The sequence below is a fragment of the Gallibacterium genomosp. 3 genome, assembly GCF_001678475.1.
In the GTDB taxonomy this organism is placed as follows: domain Bacteria; phylum Pseudomonadota; class Gammaproteobacteria; order Enterobacterales; family Pasteurellaceae; genus Gallibacterium; species Gallibacterium faecale.
This window is the reverse complement of the sequence record NZ_JTJR01000001.1, coordinates 11483-33605: the sequence shown is the minus strand read 5'-3', so window position 1 is coordinate 33605 and position 22123 is coordinate 11483. Positions and strand designations below refer to the sequence as shown.

Genomic DNA, 22123 nt, shown 5'->3' with positions numbered 1-22123 from the left:
TTTTATTTAAGTCCACATTGACCTTGATAACGGAGTAAATGATCCATCAATACAATAGCTACCATCGCTTCTGCAATAGGCACTGCCCGTATTCCCACACAAGGGTCGTGGCGTCCTTTGGTGACCACTTCAACCGGTTGATTATCTAGATTTACACTACGTCCAGGAATGGTAATACTTGATGTCGGTTTCAACGCAATGGTTGCAATAATAGGCTGACCAGAACTGATGCCGCCTAAAATACCACCCGCATGGTTAGAACAAAATCCATCTGGTGTCATTTCATCGCGATGTTGGCTGCCACGTTGATTGACAACAGCAAAACCATCACCAATTTCAACACCTTTTACTGCATTAATTCCCATTAGCGCATGAGCTAAATCAGCATCTAATCGATCAAAAACAGGCTCGCCTAATCCAACTGGCACATTCTCCGCAACAACCGTTAATTTAGCACCTATGGAATCGCCTGCTTTTTTTAAGTCCCGAATTAATGTATCAAATTTTTCAATCGTTGCTGCATCTGGGCAGAAAAATGGATTACTATTCACAAAGTCCCAGTCAATAGTACTTAATTCTTGTGCTGGTACCGCTACATCACCAATTTGTGATAAAAAACCACGAATCTTAATTCCAAAACGATCTGATAAATATTTTTTCGCAATCGCTCCAGCAGCAACACGAATCGCCGTTTCTCTTGCTGATGAACGACCACCACCCCGATAATCACGTAATCCATATTTCTGTTGATAGGTATAATCTGCATGACCGGGACGGAAACGATCCTTAATTTCACCATAATCTTGTGAACGTTGATCGCTATTTTTAATGATTAAACCAATACTGGTACCCGTTGTTTTTCCTTCAAAAACACCTGAAAGAATTTGCACTTCATCGTCTTCACGACGTGGTGTGGTATAACGAGAAGTTCCCGGTTTACGACGATCCAAGTCAGGCTGTAAATCCGCTTCGCTTAAAACTAATCCTGGTGGCACACCATCTACCACGCCACCTAATGCAATCCCATGTGACTCACCAAACGTCGTCACTTTAAAAAGCTGTCCAATACTATTGCCTGCCATGTTTCTAACCTCCCTACTAATTATTTTTATCCATTTAGTTTTGCAGTTTCTTCTGATGAAGCGACTTTCATCTCTTCCCCAGTATCTTGATTCTTAATAAAGACATCTAATTGATTAAATGCGATCTCAATATTATTTTCTGCAAATAAACTGTTTATACGTCGATTGAGAAAATCGGTTGTTGGTAAACGATCCGCTAAATCCCCCACATAAACACGGAGTTCATGATCTAATGTACTCGCACCAAACATTAAGAAATAAGCTCTTGGCTCAGGTTCTTTTAATACTGCTTTACATTCCGTAGCTGCTTGCAGTAATAAGCTTTTCGTGAGTTCAAGATCACTTCCATAAGCAACCCCAACTTTAATCACTAAGCGAGTAATAGTGTTAGATAATGCCCAGTTTGTCAAACGCTCTGTCACAAACGCTTTATTAGGGACAATCACCTCTTTACCATCATAATCCACTAATGTAGTGGCACGGATACGAATCTTAGATACTGTACCTGAAAACTCACCAATCGTAATGGTATCGCCAATACGTACAGGACGTTCAAATAGAATGATGATACCAGACACAAAATTCGCAAAGATTTCTTGCAAACCAAACCCTAAACCAACGGATAAAGCAGCAAATAACCATTGCAGTTTTGACCATGACATTCCTAACGTTGAAAATGCCCATGCGGCACCAATAGCCACAATAAAATAAGTCAATAATGTTGTGATTGTATAAGGTGCGCCTTGTGACAGTTTCATCCTTGAGAAAATCAATACCTCTAACACCCCAGCAAGGTTACGAATCAATACATAAGTTACGATTAAAATAAAAATCGCTAACAACATATTTAATAACGTAATTGATTCAACTACTGTACCAGTTTCGGTCGTGATCGTTTGCTGCCAAAGCGTAATACTTTTAAGATGATAAGCTACGGTTAATAAATCGGACCAAACAAAATAATAGAAGCCAATCAATACCGCCCATAACAACCATTCTGCAATACGAGAAACCTGTTGTTTAACTTGACTTAACGCTAATTCAGAATCGGTGGTATCAATAACAATATCTTCTGCATGGCCATTTTCTGGTTTATTTTGATTTTTCTCACGCTGTTCTTTAAGGCGTTTATAGGCTAAGCGGCGAGCTGATACGACCAAAGTACGATCACTGATTTGCTTAATCAACACCCATAATAACGTCACTAAATAACTTGCGACAAAATGGGAAATAAGATTTAGTGCCGTATAGTAATAACCTAAAACGATCAAAATAATCAGTGCTATTGGGATCAACAATAACAACACTCGAATAATTTTTAATAATAATGGCCCGATATGTTGATGATTATTACTGTCCTCTTGTTGTGCATCTTGATATTTTTTCACTGCATAACCAAAACGTGGCGCAATGATCAATACGCAGAAAATCAACGCAGAAATGGTACAAACTTCCCCAATCACGTCATTATTCAATGGCGTATTACTCATATCACTGAATAAAGAGGTGTTAATCAAGAAAATAATTGCCCAAATCGAACGTTTCAACACGGCTAAAAATAAATTACCGCTCTCCTTGGCTAAACCAAAATGGCGATATACCAGTCCATTAGGTTTTAACAATTCAATCAAGAAGGCAAAAAGCCACCAATAACCCGCCATTTTTAGCGTCCATGGCCACGCGAGAATTGGATCGGCAATTGTAAAATGCCCAACTAATACAAAGAAAATTAAAAATAAAAGAGGATAAGGAATCACTAAAATGGCAGTGAGTATTAATGCTAATGGTGTATGCCATTGGCTATCTGCATTTAATGTTCCCACTTGAGAATTAATTTTAGCTAACCACGCTTGCAGTTTACGCTTTTGTGAATAAATTAAGCCCGCGACTAATGAAAGAAAAGCAACAAAAGCTAGCATTGGCATCAAGTTACGACTTAGATATGTCATATCAATGTTATTACTGATATTTTTTACTTGATTCAGTGCTAATTTAGGAAATTCAGTTACCCAATCCCAATCAATTGGATTATTACTTTTTACCCAGAAACTTTGTTGTTGTAATTTTTGTTGTAAATCATCACTAATTAAGCGAACTTGTTGTTGATTTAATTCAATCGTAATTGCTAAATTTAATTGTGCATTCAATGATTTTAAAATATTCGAATAGATATTTTTACGTTCATTGAGAATATCAACTAACGTATTACGCTCACTTTCTGTTAACTCAGCTGCATTCGGTAATTGTTGAATATAGCTATCTGGTGTATAAATTGCATCTCGTGCCTGAGTTAAATCAAAGATTTGCACACGTAAATCAGTAATGCGTTTTCCTAAACCATCAATTGTTTGATCTGTCGGTAAATTTTGTTTTTGTTGATTGATAATTCGAGAAAGCACTAATGTCCCTTGCAATGCACTAATTTGTTCATCAATGCTACGCTGTGTTTGCGTTAAATTATCCAACACATTTTTAATCCGTAAACTCTCTTGAGAAAGCTGATTCGATGATTGTGTTTCATTTAATAATTGTTGGCTTAATTGTGTATTTTGATTTAATTCGTTTTGAATAATCGGATTAACATTTTCACTACTTTTTTCTTGTGATTTTTCTAATTGAGCTAACTGCTTTTTAGATGCAGCTAAACGCTTCGCATTTAATGCAGCCTGTAAATTTTGTTGTTCTAATTTCGCTTGTTGTAAATAGAAATTTTGTTGATCACGTTGCAATTCATACCAAGAATTCAACGTTGCACTCTCTTTCAATAAGGTTTGATTATAGTTATTTTGTGCATCAATTAAGGCTAATTCAATTTGATATCTATTCACAAAAACAGGATCAAGCTGACTATCACTTAATGTACGGTTTAGTGTTTGAGTTCTTGATAGATTGGTACTTAAAATAGATTGAATTCGATCGGGTAAAGTTTGCTGATTCACAATTTGTGATGCAACATCATTTAATACTGATTGGATTTTTTCAGTTTCTTGGAAAGAACTTTCTAAGCGTTTCTGTAAGGTTTCTTCTGATAATTTAGCCAACTCATCACTATTATCCGAAGTATTATTATTATTTTTTAAGCGAGTTAATTCTGCTTGTAATGTCGGAATCGCTACCGTTGCTGTTTTGATACGGCTATTAAGATCTTCGTTTTGTTTCTTTTGTTCTTCAAGTTGCTTTAATAGATCTAAACTCTCTTCTAGAGCCGTCATTTCTTTCTTTTGTGCAGCATCATTTGCATTTGGATCTGCTTTTAATACTGTAATTTGTGCTTGAATATCAGTTGCACTTGGAATTTGAGCATACACTAACGTTGCTAAAAATAACGTTAACCAAAACATGATTATTGTAACAAATCGCTTGCTCATGTTATTTCTCACTTTTCAAAAATAAAGTTAATTGTTGTGTTAATAGATGGCGAGATAACTTAATACCCGATTGATTAGGCATCAGTTTATCCAATGGATAATACGCAACTGGCCATTTAAATTTTTCTAATTTTTGTTGTAATACATTTTCAAGATGACTCACCTTATCAAAGCTAAAGCCATCTGTAAAATCAAGTAATGCCACTGGTCGTTGTCCAAACTTATCATCAGAGATAGGTAATACCACGGCTTGACGCACATTAGGTTGTTTCAAGATGATACTTTCAATTTCTTCGGACTGAATATTTTCACCACCAGAAATGAACATATTATCTAACCGCCCTGAAATAAACAATTCTCCACTGATCGGATCTATTGTTCCTTTATCACGAGTAGCAAACCACCCTTGTTCATTGAGTAAAGACTTAAGTGGTTGCTGTTGTTGCCAATATCCTAATGCTAATGTTGAACCTCGCACCCAGACTTCATCACCAACAATTTGGTACTCTCTTTCTGGCAATAAATAACCTACACCATCACTGGTATCACTCTGCTTAGCAAACACTGTTGAAGCCATCTCTGTCATTCCGTAACCTGAATAACAATGAATACCATATTTAATCGCACGTTGTGTTAACGCAGTAGGAATATGGGCACCACCTAATAAAATATGGCTTAAACGATATTCGGTAATTTGTTTGTCATCCAACATCGCTAAAAATTGTTGTAATTGTGTTGGCACTAAAGAAGCGTGCGATACTTTTACTAAATCTTGGTAAACCAAGTTACCCACACAACGTAAAACTGCACCATTAAATAACCAACGCCAAATAATACCTTGCCCAGACACATGAAATAAGGGTAAAGATAATAACCATTCACTTTGTGCATTAATCCTTAATAAAGGCGTGATTGCCCTTGCACTTGCAAGATGATTTTCTATGGTATGTACAACTGCCTTAGGCAATCCGGTTGATCCTGATGTAAGGGTTAGCGTTAATGGAGAAACGTCCATTATCAAAGATTGATTAATCGCTTTATTAACTGGCTGAGCAATAAATTCTACTGCATCTAAATTTGCTGATAAATTTTGGCAATCAATTAAAAAATCAATTTCACTTTGCTCACAGATTTGTTCAATCTTCTCGGATGGAAATGTAGGATTAATCACCAACACGCGACAACCAAGCTGTAACGCGACTAAATAGCCTAGCACTAAAGCAGGTTGATAACGTCCAATTAACGCAATCCCTTGTCCTTGGCGAATTTGATACTGTTGTTGCCAACCGTCTGCCTGTTGCTGAATAAGTTGGTTTAAATGTTGCCATGACCAACATTTCTCTACAATAGAAAAGCGGGTTTCATCCCCGCTTTTATCTTGTTTCAATTCAACCCTTAATGCTATCGCTGTTGGTTTCGTTTTTGCATATTCCTGCCACAAAAACATTAAATATTACCCTCGATTGTATGTGGTGAAGTAAATTGCTGTGCAACTAACTCAATTAAATTTTCTGGAATATACATAGCACGCATTACTGATTCCAACATATTTAATTTTCTGCCTGTATTATTATTAGTAGCTACCCAAAATGGCGATTTAGGAATTTGTTTTGGATTAACGCTGCTGCCCGAAGCTTCAATCTCTGCCACTTCAAGAGAAAAATACACACGGGAACGCCCTTGACTCACTTCCGTTGCATTAGCAAAACCTTCTGGATTAGCACGATATAAGACACTTAAAATTGATAAGAAACGATTAACTTGTTTATCTTCTTGTAAAAAGTCTGCAGAACCAATCAATTTTTGTAACTGGCGACTAATATGAGCAATCATATCATCACTTGGTTTTTTAGGTTGTGTAACAGGCTGTTGTTCTGTGGTTAATTTAAATTCTCTAGCAACCTCAATAGTACCTGTTTTTTCCGCTGCTTTCTCTTGTGTAAGATTTGCCTGAGCAGATTCTACTTTTTCACTCACTTGGGGAAAATTTAATAATCTGCGTAAAATTGTTGAAGCATCTTCACCAATTGATTGAGTATTACTGGCAATATATTGGTAAAGCTCGTCATCAATATTAATAGTCTTCATAAAATTCCTCCAAGTTCTGCTAATATCACGTCATTATACGACAGATCTAAGCAAAGCCGAAAATAAAATCCACATTATGTTTATTTTCTACGCCAAATTTTTTCAACTGATTAAAACTTGATCCCTCCTGAGAAATATTTTATCTTTTGCCACCATTGTTTCTTTAAAATAAGTATTTTTATCATGACTCAGTCACTGCTCAATTTTGATTATTTACCCGCTGAAAACCCTAATGCAGAAACCCTTGTTTTCATTCACGGTCTTTTTGGCGATATGAACAATCTCGGTATTATCGCTAAAGCGTTTCAACAAGATTATTCTTTATTACGTCTTGATTTACGTAATCATGGGCATAGTTTTCACACAGATGAGATGGACTATCCTTTAATGGCTGAAGATCTATTACGAGTGTTACAACATCTGCAACTTAATCAAGTTATTTTAATCGGACACTCTATGGGTGGGAAAACTGCAATGCAATTTGCATTAAATTACTCTGAATATGTCAAAAGTTTAGTTATCTTAGATATTGCCCCCGTTACCTATACACATAATGAACACGCTCCTGTTTTTAAAGCGTTATTTGCAGTGGCTGAAGCTCAATCGCCAACACGTCAACAAGCAAAAATTATTATGGAACAATTTGTGAATAACGAAGCTATTTTACAATTTGTGCTAAAATCTTTTGATGCTAAACAAGCACAACGCTTTCGTTTTAATACTGCTGCACTTTATCAACATTACCAACAACTAATGGATTGGACAGGAACGGGAGTATGTTCATTACCTACATTATTTATCCGTGGTGGTAATTCTCACTATGTTTTACCTGAATACAGCGATAAAATTTTACAGCTTTTTCCTAATGCTCGATCTTTTACGATTGACGGTGCAGCGCATTGGGTACACGCGGATAAACCCCATTATGTTATTCGTGCAATCCAACGACATTTACAACAAAATAGCTAACTTGTGATATTTTCAGTTTGTTGGAAACTGTGATATATTGCACGCCACAAAAACGGCTTATCCATCTCAAGATGTCTGAAAGATGACTTTCAGTGAGTATAGTAATGGCAAAACAAGAAGCAGATTGTATTACATTAGATTTATTTGCTCATGTTGCTAGAGTAGGTCGACCTCGAACCAATCCGTTAAGCAGAGAACAACAAATCCGCATTAATAAACGCAATCAATTACGCCGTGATAAAGCGGTTGGTCTTCGTCGGGTTGAATTAAAACTGCATAGCAGTATGGTAGAACAATTAGAAGAGTTAGCAGAAGAGGCAAATCTAAGTCGGCAGCAACTCATAGAACAAATCCTACAAACATATTTAGAGAAAAATAGGAATTAATATGGCATTTATTGGCTTATTTTATGGTAGCGACACAGGCAATACTGAAAACATTGCCAAAATGATCCAAAAGCAATTAGGTAGTGAATTAGTTGATATTCATGATATTGCAAAAAGTACAAAAGAAGATATCGAAGCCTATGATTTCTTAATGATCGGCATTCCAACTTGGTACTATGGTGAAGCTCAATGCGATTGGGACGATTTTTTCCCAACTTTAGAAGAGATTGATTTTACCAATAAATTAGTTGCTATTTTTGGTTGTGGTGACCAAGAAGATTATGCAGATTATTTCTGTGATGCAATGGGAACAGTGCGTGACATTATTGAGCCACATGGCGCAACTATTGTTGGTTATTGGCCAACCGAAGGCTATCATTTTGAATCATCAAAAGCAGTGATTGATGATAATACTTTTGTTGGTTTATGTATTGATGAAGACCGCCAACCAGAATTAACTAGTGAACGTGTCGAAAAATGGTGCAAACAAATCTACACTGAAATGTGTTTAGATCAACTTGCATAACCTCCCTTTTAATTATCATTTGCATTTAAAAACGAAATAATCCATACTTTGCGTATGGATTATTTCTATTTCCTTGATAGAGAATTTCAGTTACCCATTTATGATTCATTGGATTAACATACATTATTATGATTGTTGATTTAATTAGAGGTTAGTATGACAAATATTATCGATGAAAATGTAAAACTCTTAAAAAAAGTTGGCTTAAAAATTACTGAGCCTCGCCTAAAAATTCTTTCATTAATGCAACGTACCTCAGTGCAACATTTTTCTGCAGAAGATGTTTATAAATGGTTACTTGAAGAAGGAGAAGAAATTGGTTTAGCTACTGTTTATCGTGTATTAAATCAATTTCACGAAGCGGATATCTTAACTCGCCACAATTTTGAAGGGAATAAATCAATTTTTGAACTTGCACCACAAGAACACCACGATCATATTATTTGTACAGATTGTGGCAAAGTCTTTGAATTTAATGATGATGTGATTGAAAAACGCCAAAAAGAAATTAGTGCGCAACATGGAATTAAACTTGCAAGCCACAGCCTTTATCTTTATGGTAAATGCGCAGATATTAAAAATTGTAGTGAAAAGACTGAAAAGAATAAATAAATTTTATCAAAATAGAATAATTAAAAGGAAACTACAAAGTTTCCTTTTTTTATGCTTAAAATTTTATTGATAATAATTCTCATTTAATATATAGTTTCTTCCTCATTTTAAGTATAGAGGAACTTCCCATGAAAAAAGGTATCCATCCTGATAACTATCGAACAGTATTATTTTATGACTCTAATGCTAAAGTCGGCTTTTTAATTCGTTCTTGTGCAACAACGACTAACACAATGAAATGGACTGATGGTAAAGAATATCCTGTTTATATGTGTGACACATCCTCCGCCTCACATCCATTTTATACAGGACAATCTCGCCGTATCGTTTCAGAAGGTAGAGTCAGTGAATTTACTCACCGCTTCGCTTCTTTTGGCTTAAAAAGCAAATAAGGACAGATTATGCAAGTATTAACCTCATTAAAAAGTGCAAAAACACGTCATTCTGGTTGCAAAATTGTACGTCGTCATGGTGTGGTTTATGTGATTAATAAAGAAAATCCTCGCTTTAAAGCTCGTCAAGGCGGGAAAAAGCGTAAATAACAAAAAAATCGGCATAGCTGATACTATGCCGATTCCACTTTAGCGATAATTTAATTTTTTATTTCAAATCAATACTATATACAGTAAATCCTTTTTCATCTTGTCCCACATTTTTCATTGGATACTGTGCATTTTGCTGAATAAATTGAGCAGCTTTCTCTGATGGAGCAGTTTCGAATACAACTTCCGCTTTATTATTTGGAATTGCTTTTAAGCGCCAATTATTATCTGCATGAGATTTCACTTCTCCTTCAGTCTTACTAACGCAACGAATATAATCCGCCAAAATAGTTCTATTTTCGTCTGGAGAAACAAAGGCTACTTGACTACCATCAGTACCTGGGAATTTATTACCAAATGCTCGGTAATTATTGGTTGCAATTAAGAATTTTTGCTGAGGATCGATTAGCTTACCATTAAAGGTTAACCCAACAACACGATGAGCATCTTTATTAATTAATTTACAATCACCATCATAACGAGCTGGTTGAGTTACATCAATTTGATAATTCACCCCATCAATAACATCAAAGTTATAAGTACGGAACCCATCCCAATTTAACAAGGCTTGTCGTTCTGCTTTATTCGGATCAATTTGATTAAATTGCCCTGCTGAACATTCTAACCACTCTTGAATTTGTTCACCTGTTACTTTTAATGCCACTAAGGTATTTGGATACAAATAAAGATCCGCTGCATTACGAAATGTTAATTGTCCAGCTTCTACTTCTGTATAGCCATTTGGCTCATCCTTGCGTCCGCCTACTTTAAATGGCGCTGCTGCTGATAAAACAGGTAGTTTAGCTAATTCTGGATCACCTTGCACAAAACGTTGGACATAATCTTGTTGTGCCTGATTAACAATTTGAATAGTTGGATCATCTTGAACTAAAGCCAAATAGCTATACATTTTGCCATCAGCTTTACCAATAGGTTGATTAACATAATCACGAGTATGTTTGTGATCATCAGCCAATACATCAACTATTGGTTTATATTCATCTGCTAACGCTTTCTTATTTTTTGCATCAAAAATCGGTCTTGCTTCTGCTTTAGCGTGCTGAACCTGCCATTTACCACCATTATTATTTAACACTAAATCTATGACACCAATATGGCTTCCCCAACGTCCTGGCATTACAGCCGGAATACCATTTAATGTACCAGTGACTATATCCGCACCTGGAATATTGGCAAAATCTTTACTTGGGAAAACAGCATGAGCATGGCCAAATGCAATAGCATCAATACCTTTGACTTTAGAAAGATAATAAACAGAATTTTCAGCTAAAGCTTCATAAGGTTCGCTAGAAACCCCTGAGTGAGCTACAGCAATAATAATATCAGCACCTTTTTCTTTCATTTCTGGAACTAATTTTTTTGCAGTTTCTGTAATATCTTTGGCAATCACTTTTCCTTCTAGATTTTTCTTATCCCACGTCATAATTTGTGGTGGAACAAAACCAATATAACCAATCTTAACTTGCTGCTTTTTACCATCTGTATCAGTGAAATGATACTCTTTGATTAAATACGGTTTAAAATATGGTTTACCTGTCTTAGCATGAAATACATTCGCATTCACATAAGGATATTTTGCGCCTGCTAACGATTTCTTCAGAAATTCCAAACCATAATTAAACTCATGATTGCCAATATTACCCACATCATATTTAAGCAAATTCATCGCTTTCATTACTGGATGAACTTCACCTTTTTTTACCCCCTTAGCTGCAGCATAATCCCCCATTGGGCTGCCCTGAATTAAGTCTCCATTATCAACTAACACACTATTTTGTGCTTGTTCCCGTGCTTTCATCACTAAATCAGCCGCCCGAACTAAGCCAATTGCGCTCGAAGGTGCATCCTTGTAATAGTCATAATCCATCATATTTGCGTGTAAATCGGTTGTTTCAATTACGCGTAAATTCAACTCTGCTGCGTTAAGCGTGCTGATGAATGCACTGCCAAATAAGGCCACCCACACTGGTTTTAACGAAAGTCGCATTGTTTTATCCTTCAAGAATTAATATAAAAAAAGTGTGTTGATTTTATTCCAAAGCCATTTCAGAATAAATAAAATTAAATTACTAAAATAAATCATAAAGGATACATTATGTTGAAATACAAATTACTTGCTACCGACATGGACGGTACTCTATTGGATAAGCAGAAAAATATTAGTGAGCGCAATCAACAAGCTATCCACGCTGCAAAACAAGCTGGTGTAAAAATTGTACTCGCTTCTGGGCGTCCTTTAGAAGGTTTGCGCCCTTATTTACAGCAACTTGACCTACTCGGAGAAGATGACTATGTACTCTGTTTTAATGGGGCATTAGTACAACGTAGTGATGGTAAAATTATTACTCGTCAAGAAATGACCGGGAAAGACTGTAAAACGTTAGTAGAATATGCAGAAAAATTTGGTGTATTTAGTCATGCATTTTCTGAATCACGAGGCTTAATTGCGCCACACCCTAATTCTTATAGCCAACATGATGCTGATATTAACCGTATCCCACTTAATATTATTGATTTTTCTATTCTCGCTGATGATGAACCTGTCATTAAGACTATGTGGGTGGATCAACCTGAAAAATTAGATCAAGCTCTGGCACAACTCCCAGATCACATTGCAAATCAATATACTATTGTACGTAGTACTCCCTTCTTCCTCGAATTTCTGCCACCAGCAGCAAACAAAGGAAGCGGCATCGAAAAATTAGCTCAACACCTCAATATTCAAGCAGAAGAAGTTATTTGTATTGGTGATGCAGGTAACGACTTACATATGATCGAATATGCTGGTTTAGGGGTTGCCATGGGGAATGCAACTGATGAGATCAAAGCGATTGCCAATTACATTACCGCAGATCATAAACAATCAGGTGTTGCTGAAGTTATTGAAAAATTTATTTTAAATCGTTAAGAGAACACAAAATGAAACCCATTTGTGTGGTATTGACTGGCGCAGGTATTAGTGCTGAAAGTGGATTACCTACTTTCCGCGCTGAAGATGGCTTATGGGCTGGTCACAAAATCGAAGAGGTCTGTACACCAGAAGCTTTACGCCGTAATCCACAAAAAGTTCTCGATTTTTATAATATGAGAAGATGTAATGCCGCAGCAGCAAAACCTAATGCAGCTCACCTTGCCCTAGTAGAATTGGAACAAGCTTATGACGTAAAAGTCATTACACAAAATGTTGATGATTTGCACGAACGTGCTAGTAGCCAATTTGTTTTGCATTTGCATGGTGAATTAAATAAAGCCAGAAGTAGCTTTGATCCGGACTATATTGTTCCTTGTTATCAAGACCAACTTATTACTGATAGAGATCCACAAGGCCATCCAATGCGGCCTCATATTGTCTTTTTTGGTGAGAATGTCCCAATGTTAGATCAAGCAATTGATTTAGTTTCTATTGCAGATGTGGTATTAGTGATTGGTACATCATTACAAGTTTACCCAGCTAACGGCCTTGTTCATCAAGCAAAAGCTAATGCAAAAATCTATCTAATCAATCCCAATCCAAATACTGGCTTTATACAACACCATGTTACAGTTATCGCTAAAAAAGCAACCGAAGGGGTTGTTGAGGTGGTAAAACAACTACTGAAATAAAAAGAAAAAGATTGCGCTGTTTACATTCAACGCAATCTTTGCCTATTTTTAGAAAAATAATTAACTCAAGCGCTTTACTTTTGCTTGTTTAATCATATTGTCGCTCACTTCTAATATTTTGACTTTCAGATTACCGATTTTCCACTCTGTACCCTCTTGTGGAATATCTTCTAAATGTTCAAGAATAAAACCATTAAACGTTCTGGCTTCATCAGTATCTAAATGCCAATTAAACATCTTGTTCAGATCACGAATATTTGCCGAGCCATCAATAATCACCGTACCATCAGATTGTTGCTGTACTTCATCTGCAATAGATGGCAAGTTAGATGTGGTAAATTCACCGACAATCTCTTCAAGTATATCCTCTAAAGTCACTAAGCCTTTAATATCGCCGTATTCATCAACCACTAAGCCAATACGTTCTTTATTATTACGGAAATTAAGAAGCTGAGCATTTAACGTTGTTCCTTCAGGAATAAAGTAAATTTCATCAGCTGCTCGCATTAATGTTTCTTTAGTAAATTCATTGGTATTTAACATTAACCGATAAGCTTCGCGCACTCGTAAAATACCTAGTGCATTTTCATCCATATTTTCTTTATATAGCACCACTCGGCTATGCGCCGCATGGTTTAATTGACGCATAATTGACTTCCAATCATCCTCAATATCAATCCCACTAATTTCATTACGTGGCACCATAATATCTTCCACCGTCACTTTTTCCATATCCAAAATAGATAACAGCATTTGTTGGTGAGCATATGGAATAAACTTTCCTGATTCATTCACTATCGTACGTAACTCTTCCGCACTAATGGAATGTGATTTGATATCTGGTTTTAATCCCATTAAACGCATTAAACCGTTGGTGAAAAAATTGACAAAATAGACCAAAGGAATAAAGATTTTAATTAGAACAGTTAAAATATGGCTACTAAAAAAGCTTACTTTCTCTGGATAAACTGCTGCTGCAGTTTTTGGAAAAATCTCAGAGAATACCAACATTACAAAAGTAAGTACTCCCGTTGCAACAGCAACACCTGCATCTCCACCCATGCGCAATCCAATCATGGTGGCAATCGCAGAAGCCATAATATTAACAAGGTTATTAAAGATAAGAATAAAGCTGAGTAAAATATCTGTTTTTTTCAATAGTTTTTCAGCTTTTTGTGCACCTCGATTTCCCTTCTCCGCTAAATATCGTACACGATAGCGATTCAATGAGAGTAATCCAGTTTCAGAACTTGAGAAATATGCAGAAAGAATAAGTAACAAAATTAGTAAAATAAATAGTGTACTTATGGGGATACTGTCCAAAATAAAATCCTATATTAAATTAATCATTTAGTACGATAACTCTCCTGATCATATTACCGCACCACCAACTTTTCCTAGGCAATCACCAAGCGACTACCGAAATAGGCGAAAGTGAGCAAAATCATACCTGAAATTGTGTAAATTATCACTCTTTTTCCACGCCAATACAGTTTATAGTGTCCCAATAACAGAATGCCAAAAACAATCCACGCAATAAAAGAGAAAATGGCTTTTTGAATTTGATCTGCTGAAAAGAAATTCGGCAAATAAATACTACCACTAATCAAGGTAATACTGAGTAATACTTCGCCTAAAATTAATAACTGAAACAGTTGTTTTTCTACCTTCATTAATGGTGGAATCATCGGCGAAAAAGTCATTTTTTTCTGTTTTAAATTACGGTCTAACCAACCTAATTGCAATGCATACAGCGCACAAATGAAAAACACTGCATAACTAAACAGAGCTAATGTGATATGAAAAAGTAGTCCGCCATTTTCAGTTAAATGTTTAATAAAATTACCTGGGAAAAATGTTGTACCGATCACATTAATAATGGCAAAACAATACACAATCGGTAACAGAAACCAAAGTGTATTGGTACGTAAAATAGCAATAGTGACAAAGATACTAACTAAAACAGCAATTAAAGAAGCAACATTAAACAGGGTAAAATTTTGCCCGCCTAATACAAAAAAACTATTCGCTAAACCAATAATATGTAAAACAATCGCTACTATTGCACTATGGAAAATCCACTGTTTCCCCGATTGCGTAATGTTTGTTGTTTCCCCTTGCTGAACTTTCATTAATACTGGGGTAATTAATAAAATACTGCTTAAATATGCAACAATCGTCAATACGCCAATCCACAACATAATTCTTGCTCTCTTAAAAAACTATAAGCCTTAAAAAGTTAGCAGTTTTTACCTAAATTTTCCATAGGATTATGTGTGAATGATGAAAACAAACAAATTTTCGGTATAATGCCAACTGTTTTTTGTTCATCTTTTACCTAGTGTTATTGATTTCTTCTTAACGCTATGGCAAATCACATAAAATCAGGAATTTCTATGTTTGAAAATTTATCCGATCGCCTTTCTCGTACACTACGTAATATTAGTGGTAAAGGACGTTTAACCGAAGATAATATCAAAGATACCTTACGCGAAGTTCGCATGGCGTTATTAGAAGCTGATGTTGCTTTACCGGTCGTGCGTGAATTTATTAATCAAGTCAAAGAACGTGCATTAGGCGTTGAAGTTAATAAAAGTCTTACTCCAGGCCAAGAATTCATCAAGAATGTTCAAGCCGAATTAGAAAAAGCTATGGGTGAGGCAAATGAAACGCTAAACCTTGCTACACAACCTCCCGCAGTAATTTTAATGGCAGGTTTACAAGGGGCTGGTAAAACAACAAGTGTAGGTAAACTCGCAAAATTCTTACAGCAACGTCATAAAAAGAAAGTTATGGTCGTTTCTGCCGACGTTTATCGTCCTGCGGCAATTAAACAATTAGAAACACTTGCACAGACTGTTAATGCAACTTTCTTTCCATCAGATGCCTCACAAAATCCAGTTGAAATCGCTAAAGCTGCCTTGGCAGAAGCAAAATTAAAATTTTTTGATGTATTGATTGTCGATACCGCAGGTCGTTTACACGTTGATGAAGAAATGATGAATGAAATTAAGCAAATTCATCAAGTATTAAATCCGGTTGAAACATTATTTACTGTGGATGCAATGACCGGGCAAGATGCAGCCAATACAGCAAAAGCCTTTAATGAAGCCTTACCGCTAACTGGGGTGATTTTAACCAAAGTAGATGGTGATGCACGTGGTGGTGCAGCTCTTTCTATTCGTCAAATTACCGGTAAACCAATTAAATTCTTAGGGATGGGAGAAAAAACGGATGCGTTAGAACCATTCTATCCAGACCGTATTGCTTCTCGGATCCTTGGTATGGGTGATGTGCTTTCCTTGATCGAAGACTTACAACGTAATGTTGATCAAGAAAAAGCAGAACGAATGGCTCAAAAATTTAAAAAAGGTGATGAATTCACGTTGGAAGATTTCCGTGAACAATTACTAGAAATGAAAAAAATGGGCGGTATGATGTCAATGCTTGATAAATTACCAGGTATGCAAAATTTACCTGATCATGTTAAAAATCAAGTTGATGATAAGATGTTCCATCGTATGGAAGCCATGATCAATTCAATGACATTTAAGGAACGCCAAAACCCTGCCATTATTAAAGGTTCTCGGAAACGCCGGATTGCAGCTGGTTCTGGAACGCAAGTCCAAGATCTTAATCGTATGTTGAAACAATTTGAAGAAATGCAACGTATGATGAAAAAAATGCGTAAAGGCGGTATGGCCAAAATGATGCGTGGTATGAAAGGCTTAATGGGTGGATTAGGCGGTATGGGTGGTATGTTTAAACGCTAATAATTACTTGTTAACAATTTTCTCTATACAAATGGCATAAATTAATACATTTATGCCATATATTTCCTCTATTCTTCAGTTAAGAATATGTACTTTATCAAATATACTTCTTTTATAATTTTTATCTATCTTAATAATATATTGAAAAATAAAATAGATCACCTTATTATTTGTAACTATAAGTTACAAATAATAAGGTAATAAAAATGAAAAAACTTCTATTTTCAATCATTATTTTAAGTATTACGGCATGTTCCAATTCAAATAAATTAGGTAATACTCCAATTCCTCCAAAAGGTGATATTGGAAAAATTGTAGGCAAATTACCCGCTTCTAATGCTGGTGTTTTAAGTCGAACAATTAATGAACCAAAAGTAGGAATTATGAATTATTCCTCTGGCTTAATTACTATTTGGGCTGTATCACCTAATAATTGGTTATGGGGCTATTCACCTTTTGATAGTAAGAGTTTTGGAAATCTACGCCATTGGTATATTTTAAAAAACCCAAATGGTTCTGTATCATTCCGTAATGCTGAAATTGGTACTTGTATTGCAGCTCATGGCAATGGAATCGTCCATATTGGCTGTAATCCAAATAATCTTGATCAGCAATTTGATTTTCTCTCTTTAACTAATGGTGCTGTTGCGATTAAAAACGCATTTAACCAGCTTTGTCTGAGAACGCCTATATTTCGCTCAACAACTTATATGCCTTTGACTTTTGCAAATTGCGTTAAAGTTGGACAAAACACTTTGGATCAACAGTGGTTTATTACGCCACCTATTGAAGACTCATTCCCAATACTAACTAAAGGATAATATGTTATGTGGAAAAAGTTATTTTTTGTGTGTTACACACTCTTAGCTACAACCCAAGTCTTTGCAAATCTTGAAGATTTCAAAGTTGCAACATGGAATTTACAAGGCTCTTCTGCTGCAAATGAAAATAAATGGAATGTCAGTGTCCGCCAGCTTATTACAGGTCCTGGAGCTGCCGATATTTTAGCAATTCAAGAGGCAGGTGTATTGCCTAGCACAGCAATGATTACTGAGCGGGTAGTTCAACCTGCTACTATTGGTATTCCAATTCATGAATACACTTGGAACTTAGGTACAGCCTCTAGACCTGATACCGTTTTTATTTACTATTCACGTGTTGATGTAGGCGCTAATCGTGTCAATTTAGCACTAGTCAGTCGCCGCCGTGCAGATGAAGTTATTATTATTCCCCCACCTACAGTAGTATCACGACCAATTATTGGTATTCGTATAGGGAATGATGCATTTTTCTCTGCTCATGCTTTGGCAAATAGAGGTATTGATTCTCCTGCAATTGTGCGTGCTGTATTTGATTACTTTAATAATCACCCAACACAAAGAGGGGTGAACTGGATGATTGTTGGGGATTTCAATCGTGTTCCTTCAAACTTACAAAGAGCATTAGATACATCTGAACCTGGTGTTGCTCGCCATATAAATATTATTGCACCAACAACACCTACTCAACAAAGTGGAGGGACACTTGATTATGGTATTGTTGGTAACTCACTTTCTTTTAGCGGCACTGCATTAATCGCATCTATACTTTTTGGACAAATTCGTAGCCAATTACTTTCTGACCACCGCCCAGTTGGCTTCTTTGTGCCTCGTTAATGAAAAAGGACATATTATGAAAACATTTTTTAAAGCAAAATATTATTTATTCACTTTTTTGAGCATATTAGCAATAACAAGCACTAATCTTACTGCACTAGCGGATGAAAGTGATCCTGCTTTAGCACCAGAACCTAGCATTATTGATGATACTACCCAAGTGAATCCATTGATTACATTACGTAGTCTAGCTACAGGTTCACCTCTTACTAACGGGCAATATGAAGACGAACGTAATTTAGCTTGGATCATTAGCGAGGCATTACCCCAACAAACATTATTTAGTAATCAATCAGGCTTAACTCAATTTCGTGCTCCCGATTTACAACGTTGCTTATATACAATACAAAATCGTTTAATTACCGCTAACTGTGATACATTTGATAGCGGTTCATTATGGAGAATAATCCCAACAAAAATGGGAGGTGTACAAATTAAATCATTACGAAATAACTTATGTTTAAGTGCGGGAAATAGCTATAGTGATTTCCGTCTCGCAAATTGCCAAGAAAGTGAAACACAAAAAGCTTCTGTGAAATTGCTTTGGCTTTTTTCTCCAGCAGCAATCAATGCCTCTCTTTCTCCTGAATTACCAACAGAATAATCATTAATATTGGCAACAGATATGATCTATATATTGTTGCCAAATATTATTCTATAATCGGTGAAATTTAGAAAGAATCACTAATGAAAGAGTAGTGATTAAAATTGAGATTAATGCGTACATATATACACCATCCCACGCCCAAACATTTTTAATCATAACTACTGGTACACCTGCCAATGCAGCGCCGACATAACTGAATAATCCTCTAAATCCAGTAATAGAACCTGCTGCATCTTTATGCGTTACATCTAAACATCCCACAGCAAACAACATATGTGGTCCGTAAAGGGCAAAACCCATAATTGTAAATAGGCAGGCAGTTAATACATAAGAACTATCTTGTACAATTGGCACTAATACAATTGACACACATAACATTAATGCAAACATTAATCCCGTCATCCAGCGGTTACTTCTAAATAAGAAATCCGATAAATAACCTGCTATTAGCCCCCCTGCTAATCCACCAGCCTCAAACCAAGTAATAATTGAGTTAGCTTTAACTAAATCCCAACCATGCGCTTGTACATAATAGATTTGTGGCCAGTCATTTAAGATAGTACGTGCAATATAGACACAAAGATCACCAACAATGATGACCCACACTAATGGATTTTTAAGAATATACTTAAAGAAAATTTCCCAAAAACCAAGATTAGATGGGCTTGCTTTAATTTGTGCTAATTCGGTTGGGTCATTACGCCACTCACCAACAGAAGGTAATCCCTCTGATCCAGGACGATCCTTAATCATAATTAATGCAAGAATCCCCATAATCAGTGAAATTGCGCCTGGAACATAGAATCCCATTTTCCAACTACCACTCCAAGCAATTGCAAAGCTTGTTAATAATGGAGCTAAACTACCACCAATATTATGCGCTGCTTCAACAATCGCCCACCAACGCCCACGTTCATTTTTAGAGAACCAAGACGCCATAATTTTCGCCATTGGTGGGAAGCTGGTTCCTTGTAAGATTGCATTTAATGCATACAAAATATAAAAAGCAGTAATACTATCCGAAAAACCAAATAGAATATTGACAATCCCTACACCAATTAACGCAGGACCTGTCATTGCTCGTGGATTGATCTTATCCACAACCATTCCACCAACAAACTTCATCGATCCATATAAGATATAGAAAATAGACGACATCACAGCAAAATGCTCTGCAGTGAGAGCAGTTTGTTCTAACACCATTGGTGCCGCCGCGGAGAAGTTTTTACGTGTTAAATAGAAGACAGCATAAGATAGAAATACCGCTGTCACGATCTCAATCCGAAATTTACGGTAAGTCCGATCAATTTCAGGTTTACTCATGACGATAGGTTTATCAGGTTGGTTAAAAAACCACTCTTTTACGCCCATGGTTACCCCCTTAGTTGTGTTTACATTATCTTTCTTGATTAGAGCGCAAACTAATCAATAATAACTACTTATTTTTATAAAAATTATGCTTATTTATTATTTGGTAAATAAAAAAGTCGCTCAAGTAAGCTACTTTCCATCTTTAAACCTATCTACTCTTTCTCTTGCGGTAATACTAAATTCAAAATTAAAGCAAGTAACGAACCTACCGTAATCCCTGAACCAAAAATTTCTTTAAAGAAGCTCGGTAATTTATCAAGAATTTCTGGACGCGTTGTTACCGCTAAACCACAGCCAATTGAAATCGCAATAATTAACCCATTACGTTTAGTACGTTCCACTTTATCTAACATCTGAATACCTGCTGCAATAATCATTGCAAACATCATCAATCCAGCACCACCCAATACTGGTAACGGAATAGATACGATCAATGCACCAAATACTGGGAACAATCCAGCGAGTACTAATAATCCACCTGTCATAGCGACCACATAACGACTTGCAACACCTGTTAAAGAAATCACACCAATATTTTGTGAAAAAGAAGAAAATGGCGTTGTGGACATAATCGCTGCTAATGCCGATCCCACCCCATCACAAAGTACTCCGCGACGTAAATGATCACCCGTAATTTCTGTTTTAGTTGCATTACCTAATGCCAAAAAGTTACCGCTTGATTCAACAATAGTCACTAAATAAGCGATACTCATGCCAATAATGCCTGAAATTGGGAAAGCTAATCCGAAATGTAATGGTTGTGGTAAAGCAAATACTTGAGCTTGTTTCACCCCTTCAAAACTAACCCAACCTAAAGCAAGTGCCACACAGTAACCCGCTAACATACCAATTACTATTGCCGCCGCAGAAAAAATCCCTTTTCCCCATTGCACTAGGATAACAACTAAAGCTAATACAAATAGTGCCATTGTGAGATTTTCTGGTGTTGCATACTGCGGTTCACCACGCTGCCCACCAGCAAACCAATCCACAGCCACTGGAATTAAGCTCAAACCAATCATTGTAACAACTGTACCCGTCACAATAGGTGGAAATAATTTACGAATAGATGGCATAAAAAAGCTGCCCACAATCATCACTAAAGATCCTACTAATGAAGCGCCTAAAATTCCTGCCACACCATCTTGGCTAAACCCAATAGCCAACGCTGCTGCAACAAAGGTAAAACTCGTTCCCATTACACTTGGTAAACGAATTCCAATAGGTCCAATACCAAGACATTGAATAATCGTAACAACCCCTGAAATTAATAATGCTGCATTCACTAAAACAATCGTATCTGGCGTTGGCAAATGTAAAACATTCCCAATAACTAAAGGAACTGCAATAATTCCACCTAATGCAGCTAAAAGATGTTGTGCGGCTAATAATAAACCAAGGCTAAAAGGTGGTTTATCTTCTACAGTAAAAAGTAACTTGTTATTCATAAATTCCTTAGAAATTAGAAAATAAGAAAAAAAGAAGTGAGCGATTATAGACCTGTATAATCAGATAAGCAA

General features: G+C 36.1%; 21 protein-coding genes. 12 read left to right on the top strand and 9 right to left on the bottom strand.

The features are described 5' to 3' along the window. Positions 1 to 2: 2 nt before the first annotated feature. The 4 genes from aroC to seqA are packed head-to-tail and all read right to left on the bottom strand — an operon-like array spanning position 3 to position 6538. Positions 3 to 1082 carry a chorismate synthase gene (gene aroC, locus QV06_RS00170; protein ID WP_065236400.1) on the bottom strand — a complete coding sequence of 360 codons (1080 nt, stop codon included), beginning with the start codon at positions 1080 to 1082 and terminating at the stop codon, positions 3 to 5. Between the two features lie 26 nt (positions 1083 to 1108). Then, the gene (gene mscK / locus QV06_RS00165) at positions 1109 to 4450 is read right to left on the bottom strand and encodes a mechanosensitive channel MscK (RefSeq protein ID WP_065236399.1); all 3342 of its coding nucleotides are present in this window, start codon (positions 4448 to 4450) and stop codon (positions 1109 to 1111) included. A 1-nt stretch (position 4451) separates the two neighbouring features. Beyond that, positions 4452 to 5897, bottom strand: a complete 1446-nt coding sequence (gene menE, locus QV06_RS00160) for an o-succinylbenzoate--CoA ligase (protein ID WP_065236398.1) — start codon at positions 5895 to 5897, stop codon at positions 4452 to 4454. Continuing rightward, positions 5897 to 6538 (bottom strand): replication initiation negative regulator SeqA, encoded by a 642-nt coding sequence (seqA, locus tag QV06_RS00155; RefSeq protein WP_065236397.1) that lies wholly within the window; start codon positions 6536 to 6538, stop codon positions 5897 to 5899. Before seqA ends, menE begins: the two co-directional genes overlap by 1 nt. A gap of 183 nt (positions 6539 to 6721) precedes the next feature. Here seqA and QV06_RS00150 point away from each other — a divergent pair, with 183 nt between their 5' ends. The 6 genes from QV06_RS00150 (at position 6722) to ykgO (ending at position 9573) form a co-directional block, all read left to right on the top strand. After that, entirely contained in the window at positions 6722 to 7507 is a 786-nt protein-coding gene (locus QV06_RS00150) for an alpha/beta fold hydrolase (RefSeq protein ID WP_065236396.1), read from the top strand. Between the two features lie 104 nt (positions 7508 to 7611). After that, positions 7612 to 7893 carry a LexA regulated protein gene (gene ybfE / locus QV06_RS00145; RefSeq protein WP_065236395.1) on the top strand — a complete coding sequence of 94 codons (282 nt, stop codon included), beginning with the start codon at positions 7612 to 7614 and terminating at the stop codon, positions 7891 to 7893. 1 nt (position 7894) lies between these two features. After that, positions 7895 to 8419, top strand: coding sequence for a flavodoxin FldA (gene fldA, locus QV06_RS00140; RefSeq protein WP_065236394.1), 525 nt, complete (start codon positions 7895 to 7897; stop codon positions 8417 to 8419). 165 nt (positions 8420 to 8584) lie between these two features. Continuing rightward, entirely contained in the window at positions 8585 to 9031 is a 447-nt protein-coding gene (gene fur / locus QV06_RS00135) for a ferric iron uptake transcriptional regulator (RefSeq protein WP_065236441.1), read from the top strand. Positions 9032 to 9159: 128 nt separating this feature from the next. Further along, complete coding sequence (locus QV06_RS00130) at positions 9160 to 9423, top strand: type B 50S ribosomal protein L31 (protein WP_065236393.1); 264 nt, start codon at positions 9160 to 9162, stop codon at positions 9421 to 9423. A 9-nt stretch (positions 9424 to 9432) separates the two neighbouring features. Next, positions 9433 to 9573 (top strand): type B 50S ribosomal protein L36, encoded by a 141-nt coding sequence (gene ykgO / locus QV06_RS00125; protein ID WP_065236392.1) that lies wholly within the window; start codon positions 9433 to 9435, stop codon positions 9571 to 9573. A 58-nt stretch (positions 9574 to 9631) separates the two neighbouring features. On the opposite strand, the gene QV06_RS00120 is transcribed toward ykgO, so the two are convergent. Further along, positions 9632 to 11581, bottom strand: coding sequence for a bifunctional 2',3'-cyclic-nucleotide 2'-phosphodiesterase/3'-nucleotidase (locus QV06_RS00120; RefSeq protein ID WP_065236391.1), 1950 nt, complete (start codon positions 11579 to 11581; stop codon positions 9632 to 9634). Between the two features lie 108 nt (positions 11582 to 11689). Between QV06_RS00120 and QV06_RS00115 the strand changes: the two genes are divergently transcribed. Further along, positions 11690 to 12502: a Cof-type HAD-IIB family hydrolase gene (locus QV06_RS00115; RefSeq protein ID WP_065235279.1), complete on the top strand. Its 813-nt coding sequence runs from the start codon at positions 11690 to 11692 to the stop codon at positions 12500 to 12502. Positions 12503 to 12513: 11 nt separating this feature from the next. After that, complete coding sequence (locus tag QV06_RS00110; RefSeq protein ID WP_065236390.1) at positions 12514 to 13197, top strand: Sir2 family NAD-dependent protein deacetylase; 684 nt, start codon at positions 12514 to 12516, stop codon at positions 13195 to 13197. 60 nt (positions 13198 to 13257) lie between these two features. Here QV06_RS00110 and QV06_RS00105 read toward each other — a convergent pair whose 3' ends face one another. Together QV06_RS00105 and QV06_RS00100 are read right to left on the bottom strand one after the other, a co-directional pair. Next, the gene (locus QV06_RS00105) at positions 13258 to 14520 is read right to left on the bottom strand and encodes an HlyC/CorC family transporter (protein WP_065236389.1); all 1263 of its coding nucleotides are present in this window, start codon (positions 14518 to 14520) and stop codon (positions 13258 to 13260) included. 74 nt (positions 14521 to 14594) lie between these two features. Continuing rightward, on the bottom strand, positions 14595 to 15395 hold the full coding sequence (locus QV06_RS00100) for a cytochrome C assembly family protein (protein ID WP_065236440.1): 801 nt from the start codon (positions 15393 to 15395) through the stop codon (positions 14595 to 14597). 198 nt (positions 15396 to 15593) lie between these two features. Between QV06_RS00100 and ffh the strand changes: the two genes are divergently transcribed. The 4 genes from ffh to QV06_RS00080 all read left to right on the top strand — a co-directional run bounded on the left by ffh (position 15594) and on the right by QV06_RS00080 (position 19229). Further along, on the top strand, positions 15594 to 16970 hold the full coding sequence (gene ffh, locus QV06_RS00095) for a signal recognition particle protein (RefSeq protein WP_065236388.1): 1377 nt from the start codon (positions 15594 to 15596) through the stop codon (positions 16968 to 16970). Between the two features lie 206 nt (positions 16971 to 17176). After that, entirely contained in the window at positions 17177 to 17791 is a 615-nt protein-coding gene (locus QV06_RS00090) for a hypothetical protein (protein WP_065236387.1), read from the top strand. Positions 17792 to 17797: 6 nt separating this feature from the next. Next, on the top strand, positions 17798 to 18625 hold the full coding sequence (locus QV06_RS00085; protein ID WP_065236386.1) for a cytolethal distending toxin subunit B family protein: 828 nt from the start codon (positions 17798 to 17800) through the stop codon (positions 18623 to 18625). A gap of 16 nt (positions 18626 to 18641) precedes the next feature. Continuing rightward, positions 18642 to 19229: a hypothetical protein gene (locus QV06_RS00080; RefSeq protein ID WP_065236385.1), complete on the top strand. Its 588-nt coding sequence runs from the start codon at positions 18642 to 18644 to the stop codon at positions 19227 to 19229. A gap of 51 nt (positions 19230 to 19280) precedes the next feature. Here the strand turns inward: QV06_RS00080 and QV06_RS00075 are convergent, their stop codons facing one another. Together QV06_RS00075 and QV06_RS00070 are read right to left on the bottom strand one after the other, a co-directional pair. Next, complete coding sequence (locus QV06_RS00075; RefSeq protein WP_065236384.1) at positions 19281 to 20603, bottom strand: MFS transporter; 1323 nt, start codon at positions 20601 to 20603, stop codon at positions 19281 to 19283. 152 nt (positions 20604 to 20755) lie between these two features. Further along, complete coding sequence (locus tag QV06_RS00070) at positions 20756 to 22051, bottom strand: nucleobase:cation symporter-2 family protein (RefSeq protein WP_065236383.1); 1296 nt, start codon at positions 22049 to 22051, stop codon at positions 20756 to 20758. Positions 22052 to 22123: the final 72 nt, after the last annotated feature.

What these genes read in the sequence shown, in the direction of transcription:
- ykgO (WP_065236392.1), top strand. Translation starts at nt 9,433, where the DNA reads ATGCAAGTATTAACCTCATTAAAAAGTGCAAAAACACGTCATTCTGGT.
- ffh (WP_065236388.1), top strand. Translation starts at nt 15,594, where the DNA reads ATGTTTGAAAATTTATCCGATCGCCTTTCTCGTACACTACGTAATATT.
- seqA (WP_065236397.1), bottom strand. Translation starts at nt 6,538, where the DNA reads ATGAAGACTATTAATATTGATGACGAGCTTTACCAATATATTGCCAGT.
- mscK (WP_065236399.1), bottom strand. Translation starts at nt 4,450, where the DNA reads ATGAGCAAGCGATTTGTTACAATAATCATGTTTTGGTTAACGTTATTT.
- QV06_RS00070 (WP_065236383.1), bottom strand. Translation starts at nt 22,051, where the DNA reads ATGAATAACAAGTTACTTTTTACTGTAGAAGATAAACCACCTTTTAGC.
- QV06_RS00080 (WP_065236385.1), top strand. Translation starts at nt 18,642, where the DNA reads ATGAAAACATTTTTTAAAGCAAAATATTATTTATTCACTTTTTTGAGC.
- aroC (WP_065236400.1), bottom strand. Translation starts at nt 1,082, where the DNA reads ATGGCAGGCAATAGTATTGGACAGCTTTTTAAAGTGACGACGTTTGGT.
- QV06_RS00075 (WP_065236384.1), bottom strand. Translation starts at nt 20,603, where the DNA reads ATGGGCGTAAAAGAGTGGTTTTTTAACCAACCTGATAAACCTATCGTC.
- QV06_RS00130 (WP_065236393.1), top strand. Translation starts at nt 9,160, where the DNA reads ATGAAAAAAGGTATCCATCCTGATAACTATCGAACAGTATTATTTTAT.
- QV06_RS00120 (WP_065236391.1), bottom strand. Translation starts at nt 11,581, where the DNA reads ATGCGACTTTCGTTAAAACCAGTGTGGGTGGCCTTATTTGGCAGTGCA.
- QV06_RS00110 (WP_065236390.1), top strand. Translation starts at nt 12,514, where the DNA reads ATGAAACCCATTTGTGTGGTATTGACTGGCGCAGGTATTAGTGCTGAA.
- ybfE (WP_065236395.1), top strand. Translation starts at nt 7,612, where the DNA reads ATGGCAAAACAAGAAGCAGATTGTATTACATTAGATTTATTTGCTCAT.
- QV06_RS00150 (WP_065236396.1), top strand. Translation starts at nt 6,722, where the DNA reads ATGACTCAGTCACTGCTCAATTTTGATTATTTACCCGCTGAAAACCCT.
- QV06_RS00090 (WP_065236387.1), top strand. Translation starts at nt 17,177, where the DNA reads ATGAAAAAACTTCTATTTTCAATCATTATTTTAAGTATTACGGCATGT.
- QV06_RS00115 (WP_065235279.1), top strand. Translation starts at nt 11,690, where the DNA reads ATGTTGAAATACAAATTACTTGCTACCGACATGGACGGTACTCTATTG.
- menE (WP_065236398.1), bottom strand. Translation starts at nt 5,897, where the DNA reads ATGTTTTTGTGGCAGGAATATGCAAAAACGAAACCAACAGCGATAGCA.
- fldA (WP_065236394.1), top strand. Translation starts at nt 7,895, where the DNA reads ATGGCATTTATTGGCTTATTTTATGGTAGCGACACAGGCAATACTGAA.
- QV06_RS00085 (WP_065236386.1), top strand. Translation starts at nt 17,798, where the DNA reads ATGTGGAAAAAGTTATTTTTTGTGTGTTACACACTCTTAGCTACAACC.